Below are 5,967 nucleotides of genomic sequence, written 5' to 3' on the forward strand. Positions count from 1 at the left end.
ACGGGTGCGGAGCAAAAAATCGTTATCAAATATTAACTAAGTGATTGATTTTAAAGTCCCTGTAGGAGCGAGCCTGCTCGCGAGCTGTTGATCTTGATCTGGCTTTTGATCTGAGAGGCCCCGTTAAACCACGCTGGCCGAACGCAGGTTTTGCGCAGTGGGTAACCCGGCAGGACGCCGGGTTAGCCGCGACACGGCCAAGGATGGCCGATCGCGGCGGGCCCACGGAGTAAGGCCTGTGGTGAGGGCATGCCGAGCCTCAGCGAGGCACCGAGGGGTTGGGGCAAAAAGCGTTTGGTTACTTTGCGCTTTTCAAAGTAACGCGGCGTAAGGCCGGAACCCTAAGTGGCCGTTGCCGCAGCAACGGATATGTACTCAAGCCAAAAGCCCCTCACCCTAGCCCTCTCCCGAAGGAGAGGGAATCGATTGGGGGATGCTGAAGAAAATCGGCGGCCTGTTTGCTGCGCGACAGCGCGGCGCCGACGACGGGCGGCCCCACTAACAGTGTGTTATTGAGGAAAGTAGAAATGTCGGTGTTGCCCGAACTGGAAGCATTTTTAGAATTGGCTGAATTGAGCCGCATGACCGGCAAGAGCCAGCCCATGCATGCGCTGACCCCGGCCCAGGCCCGCAGCGAGTTCGAGCAAAGCGCCAGCGTGTTTGATGTGCCGGTGACGGCAGTGGACAGCTACGACGTGCGGATTCCGGCGCGTGATGGCTTCAGCGTGTCGGCGCGGATTTATCGTCGGCCTGGCCTTGAGGTCGGGCCGTTGCCGGTGGTGGTTTATTTTCACGGCGGTGGCTATGTCATTGGTAGCCTCGACAGCCATGATTCGCTGTGCCGCCGGTTGGCGGCGGCCGGGGATTTTGCCTTGCTGGCGGTCAATTACCGGCTGGCCCCGGAGTGGGTGTTTCCCACGGCCGTGCATGACGCCTGCGATGCAGTGAACTGGCTGCTGCGTGAGGGCCGTCAACATGGGCTGGACGCCTCGCGGGTGGCCTTTGCCGGAGACAGTGCGGGCGGAACCTTGAGCACGGTGTTATCGATTCTCGCGGTGCAGGAACCGCAAGAAGTCGCCATCGTGCCCCGCGCTCAAGTGCTGCTTTATCCGGTGACCGATGGCAGTTGCAAGCGTGACTCCCATCAGCGTTACGCCGAAGGCTACCTGCTCGAAACCGCGACCATGGACTGGTTTTACGGGCATTACGCCAAGGGTGAACAGGCGCTGCAGGACTGGCGGATTTCGCCGTTACTCGCAACAGATGTCAGCGGCCTGGCCCCGGCACTGGTGTACTTGGCCGGCTACGACCCGTTGTATGACGAAGGCCTGGCGTATGCCCGCAAGCTTGAACAAGCGGGTAACGAAGTGCTGTTGCTGGAAGAGCCCGGCATGACCCACGACTTTATGCGCATGAGCGGGTTGCTGGAACAAGTACCGGAGATCCATGGGCGGGTGGCGGGTTGGCTGGATAAACGCCTTACACAATCCTGAACCTTGCGAATCACCTGTAGCCGCTGCCGAAGCATGAGGCTGCGATGGGTTGCGAAGCGACCCCGGGCGGCGGTCCTGCGGGCCGCATCGCAGCCGTCGTACCTGGGCAGCGGCTACATAAATCGTTTTCAATCCCCAAACCCGATCTGCGCAATCAACCACACATTCGCCCCGCTGATCACGGTAAACAGGAACCACGCCAGCAGCTTTGTCGGCAGCCGATTCGCGAAAGGCCCCATGAGCGTCGGGTCGCTGGTCATGCGGATCAGCGGGTAGAGCGCAAAGGGCAGTTGCAGGCTCAGTACGACCTGGCTAAGGATCAGCAGTTTGCCCACAGCGTCATCGCCCATCAGCCATACCCCGAGGAACGCCGGGATCAATGCCAGGCCACGGGTGATCAGGCGGCGCTGCCAGCAGGGGATGCGCAGGTTTAAATAGCCTTCCATGATCACTTGCCCGGCGATGGTCCCAGTAAAGGTCGAGCTTTGCCCCGAGGCCAGTAATGCCACGCCAAACAAGACGCTGGCCATGGCGCCGCCGACCAGCGGGTCGAGCATGCGGTAGGCGTCCTGGATTTCGACGATGTCCGAATGGCCGGTCTGGTGGAAGGCGGCTGCGGCGAGGATCAGGATAGCGGCGTTGACTAGCAGGGCCAGGGTCAGCGAACCGATGGTGTCGATGCGCGACAGGCGTACGGCGTCGAGTTTGCTGGCGTAGTCGCGGCCGGTCAGGCGGGTTTGCACGATGGAGGTGTGCAGGTAGAGGTTGTGCGGCATGACCGTGGCGCCAATGATGCCGATGGCGATGTACAGCGGCGCGGCGTCGCTGATGGCTGAAAGGGATGGTTTGAAGCCTTCGAAAACATCCGGCCAGTAGGGTTTGATCAGCACCAGTTCAACGAAAAAACACGCGGCGATGGTCATCACCAAGGCCAGCATGATGGCTTCGAGGCGGCGGAAGCCTTTGCCTTGCAGGGCCAGAATCAACAGGGTGTCGAAAGCAGTCAGGGCGATGCCGAAGGTCAGCGAGCAGCCCAGCAACAAGTGGAAGGCCAGCGCGCAGCCGAGCACTTCGGCGAGGTCGGTGGCGATGATCGAGATTTCTGCCAACACCCATTGAAACCGTGCCGAGCGCTGGCTGTAGCGCTCGCGGCAAAGTTGCGCCAGGTCACGCCCGGTGGCGATGCCCAGGCGTGAGCACAAACACTGCACGGCCATGCCGGCGAGGCTGGCGAGCAATACCACAAACAGCAAGCTGTAGCCGTAGCGCGAGCCGGCTTCGATGGCGGTGGCCCAGTTGCCGGGGTCCATGTAGCCGATGCTGATCAACAAGCCGGGCCCGGCGAAGCGCAGCGCGCGCTTCCAGAACGGCGCCCTGGCGTCGACGGGGACGCTGCCGCTGACTTCAGGCGGGCAGAAGGGCGCGGTGGCAATTTTTGGCAGGCTGAATTTCAAACGCGGGCTCCGGGACTTTTATAAATCAGTGTTAGCGAGGTGCAGGCAGTTGCAGCGGCGTCAGTAACGGCTGGCCACTAAAAAACGCCTGCAGGTTGTCGACCACCAATTGCACGGTGTCTTTAGCGGCTTCGGGCGATTGGCCGGCCACGTGCGGGGTCATGACCACGTTAGTGAGGGTTTTAAGGCCGTCGGGGACCAAGGGTTCGCCGTCAAACACATCCAGCCCGGCACCGGCGATGGTGCCTGCGGCCAGGGCGGTGATCAGGGCTTGAGTGTCGACCACGCTGCCCCGGCCAATGTTGATCAGGTAGCCGTCGGGGCCCAGCGCTTGGAGTACGCTGGCGTCGACCAAGTGCCGTGTGCCAGCACCGCCGGGGGTTGCCAACACCAGAAAGTCCACCGCGCTGGCCAGGTCGTGTACGTTGGCGCGGTAGGTGTACGGGCTGTCCGGGCGGGGTTGGCGGGTGTGGTAGCTGACGCTCATGTCAAAACCCAGCGCGGCCCGTTTGGCGATGGCTTGACCCACTGCGCCAAGGCCGACAATGCCCAGGCGTTTTCCGGACAGGCTGGGCTGGCGTACTTTGATCCACTCGTTGCGGCGCACGCTGGCGTCTGCCTGGGGTATGCCGCGCACCGTGGCCAACAGCAGCGCCAGGGTATGGTCAGCCACGCACGAGGCGTTGGCCCCGGCGCCATTGGTCACCTTTATCCCGCGATTGCTGGCGGCCTGCAAATCGACTTCTTCATAGCCGGCGCCAATCACACAGATGATGCTGAGCAAGGGCAGGGCGGCCATTTCATCGTCGCGCAAACCCAGCGGGCCGCGGGTCAGCACGACGTCGATACGTGCGCCGTGAGTGGCGATGGCCTCGGCGCGGCTGGCGGCGCTGGGCGCAAGAATCAGTTCATAGCACTGGTCTTCCAGCAGATACAGACAGTCGTTAACCGTTTCAACCAGCACCAGCACTACGTGGCCCATGGCGTGACTCCAGACAGGGATGACAGAGAATGAGGCGAGATTAGCACCTCTGTCCCGGGGTTTTCCCTGTATCAACTTGATACAAACGCTCTATTTGGAGGTTTTTTCATCTGCGCGTCGGATGTTCGGCCTTTGCCTGCGTGCTGCGCTGGAGCCGAGCCGGGTCGGCCTGTTAAGATTCGCCCTTTGTTTTATCTTCACTTCGAGATCGCTCATGACCACCGTTCGCACGCGCATCGCGCCATCACCGACTGGCGACCCCCACGTAGGTACCGCTTACATCGCTTTGTTCAACTACTGCTTTGCCAAGCAGCATGGCGGCGAGTTCATCCTGCGCATCGAAGACACTGACCAATTGCGTTCGACCCGCGAGTCGGAACAGCAGATCTTCGACGCCCTGCGCTGGTTGGGTATCACCTGGAGCGAAGGCCCGGACGTTGGCGGCCCGCACGGTCCGTACCGTCAAAGCGAGCGCAGTGACATCTACAAGCAATACACCCAGGAGCTGGTCGACAAGGGCTATGCGTTCCCGTGCTTCTGCACCGCAGAAGAGCTGGACCAGATGCGCGCCGAGCAAATGGCCAAGGGTGAAACCCCGCGTTACGACGGCCGTGCATTGCTGCTCTCGCAAGAAGAAATCGACCGCCGCCTGGCCGCAGGCGAGCCACACGTTATCCGCATGAAAGTGCCGACCGAAGGCGTGTGCGTGGTGCCGGACATGCTGCGTGGCGACGTCGAGATCCCGTGGGACCGCATGGACATGCAAGTACTGATGAAGGCCGACGGCCTGCCAACGTACTTTTTGGCCAACGTGGTCGATGACCACCTGATGGGCATCACCCACGTACTGCGTGGCGAAGAATGGCTGCCATCGGCGCCAAAACTGATCCTGCTGTACGAATACTTTGGCTGGGAACAACCGCAGTTGTGCTACATGCCGCTGCTGCGAAACCCGGACAAGAGCAAGCTGTCCAAGCGCAAGAACCCGACGTCGGTGACGTTCTACGAGCGCATGGGCTTTATGCCTGAGGCCATGCTCAACTACCTGGGCCGCATGGGCTGGTCGATGCCGGACGAGCGCGAGAAGTTCTCGCTGCAAGAAATGGTCGATAACTTTGATCTGTCCCGTGTCTCTCTGGGCGGGCCGATTTTCGATATCGAGAAGCTCTCCTGGCTCAATGGCCAATGGCTGCGTGACCTGCCGCTGGAAGAGTTCGCCAGCCGCGTGCAGCACTGGGCGTTGAACCCCGACTACATGATGAAGATCGCGCCGCTGGTGCAGGGCCGGGTTGAAACCTTCAGCCAGATCGCGCCGTTGGCCGGGTTCTTCTTCGCGGGCGGTGTACAGCCGGATGCCAAGCTGTTTGAGCATAAAAAGCTCTCCGGCGATCAAGTGCGCCAGTTGATGCAGTTGATTCTGTGGAAGCTCGAAAGCCTGCGTCAGTGGGAGAAAGACTCAATCACGGCGTGCATTCAGACCGTGGTGGAAGCCCTTGAGCTGAAGCTGCGTGATGCCATGCCGCTGATGTTCGCTTCCATCACAGGCCAGGCCAGCTCGGTGTCGGTACTGGATGCCATGGAGATTCTGGGCCCGGACCTGACGCGTTTCCGTCTGCGTCAGGCGCTGGACCTGCTGGGCGGCGTGTCGAAGAAAGAAAACAAAGAGTGGGAAAAGCTGTTCAGCGCAATCGGCTGATACGTGTTTATTTGTAGTCGCTGCCGAAGGCTGCGAGAGGGGCCTAAGGTGTTTTGGAACAGCAGGGCTGCTATGCAGCCCATCGCAGCCTGCGGCAGCGACTACAAATTTAATCAGCGCGCCCCCGTGTTTTCGGGGTTTTAAGGGTAAGTGGTTGTTCTCACGGCAAATTTTTTTAGAAATTTTTAAAAATAAGTTTGACAGCCTACCGATCCAGTCTTAATATGCGCCCCGTCCACACAGCAACACGCAACACTGACTGTTTGGGGCTATAGCTCAGCTGGGAGAGCGCTTGCATGGCATGCAAGAGGTCAACGGTTCGATCCCGTTTAGCTCCACCAA

4 protein-coding genes and 1 tRNA gene are annotated in these 5,967 nt (G+C 60.5%); 3 read left to right on the forward strand and 2 right to left on the reverse strand.

Annotated elements, in window-relative coordinates; translation table 11 throughout:
• The first annotated feature begins 527 nt into the window (after positions 1-527).
• Positions 528-1,493 (forward strand): alpha/beta hydrolase fold domain-containing protein, encoded by a 966-nt coding sequence (locus GHO32_RS24240; protein ID WP_153336475.1) that lies wholly within the window; start codon positions 528-530, stop codon positions 1,491-1,493.
• A 128-nt stretch (positions 1,494-1,621) separates the two neighbouring features.
• On the opposite strand, the gene GHO32_RS24245 is transcribed toward GHO32_RS24240, so the two are convergent.
• Together GHO32_RS24245 and GHO32_RS24250 are read right to left on the reverse strand one after the other, a co-directional pair.
• Positions 1,622-2,947, reverse strand: a complete 1,326-nt coding sequence (locus GHO32_RS24245) for an Nramp family divalent metal transporter (RefSeq protein WP_153336474.1) — start codon at positions 2,945-2,947, stop codon at positions 1,622-1,624.
• Positions 2,948-2,978: 31 nt separating this feature from the next.
• The gene (locus GHO32_RS24250) at positions 2,979-3,929 is read right to left on the reverse strand and encodes a 2-hydroxyacid dehydrogenase (RefSeq protein WP_153336473.1); all 951 of its coding nucleotides are present in this window, start codon (positions 3,927-3,929) and stop codon (positions 2,979-2,981) included.
• A gap of 214 nt (positions 3,930-4,143) precedes the next feature.
• Here GHO32_RS24250 and gltX point away from each other — a divergent pair, with 214 nt between their 5' ends.
• Positions 4,144-5,625, forward strand: coding sequence for a glutamate--tRNA ligase (gltX, locus tag GHO32_RS24255; RefSeq protein ID WP_153336472.1), 1,482 nt, complete (start codon positions 4,144-4,146; stop codon positions 5,623-5,625).
• 265 nt (positions 5,626-5,890) lie between these two features.
• A tRNA-Ala gene (locus GHO32_RS24260) sits at positions 5,891-5,966 on the forward strand.
• The last annotated feature ends 1 nt before the right edge of the window (position 5,967 follow it).

The sequence above is a fragment of the Pseudomonas sp. FSL R10-2189 genome (assembly GCF_009600325.1).
GTDB lineage: Bacteria > Pseudomonadota > Gammaproteobacteria > Pseudomonadales > Pseudomonadaceae > Aquipseudomonas > Aquipseudomonas helleri.

Excerpts from the sequence above, each read along its gene's own strand:
- GHO32_RS24240 (WP_153336475.1), top strand. The coding sequence starts at position 528 with ATGTCGGTGTTGCCCGAACTGGAAGCATTTTTAGAATTGGCTGAATTG.
- GHO32_RS24250 (WP_153336473.1), bottom strand. The coding sequence starts at position 3,929 with ATGGGCCACGTAGTGCTGGTGCTGGTTGAAACGGTTAACGACTGTCTG.
- gltX (WP_153336472.1), top strand. The coding sequence starts at position 4,144 with ATGACCACCGTTCGCACGCGCATCGCGCCATCACCGACTGGCGACCCC.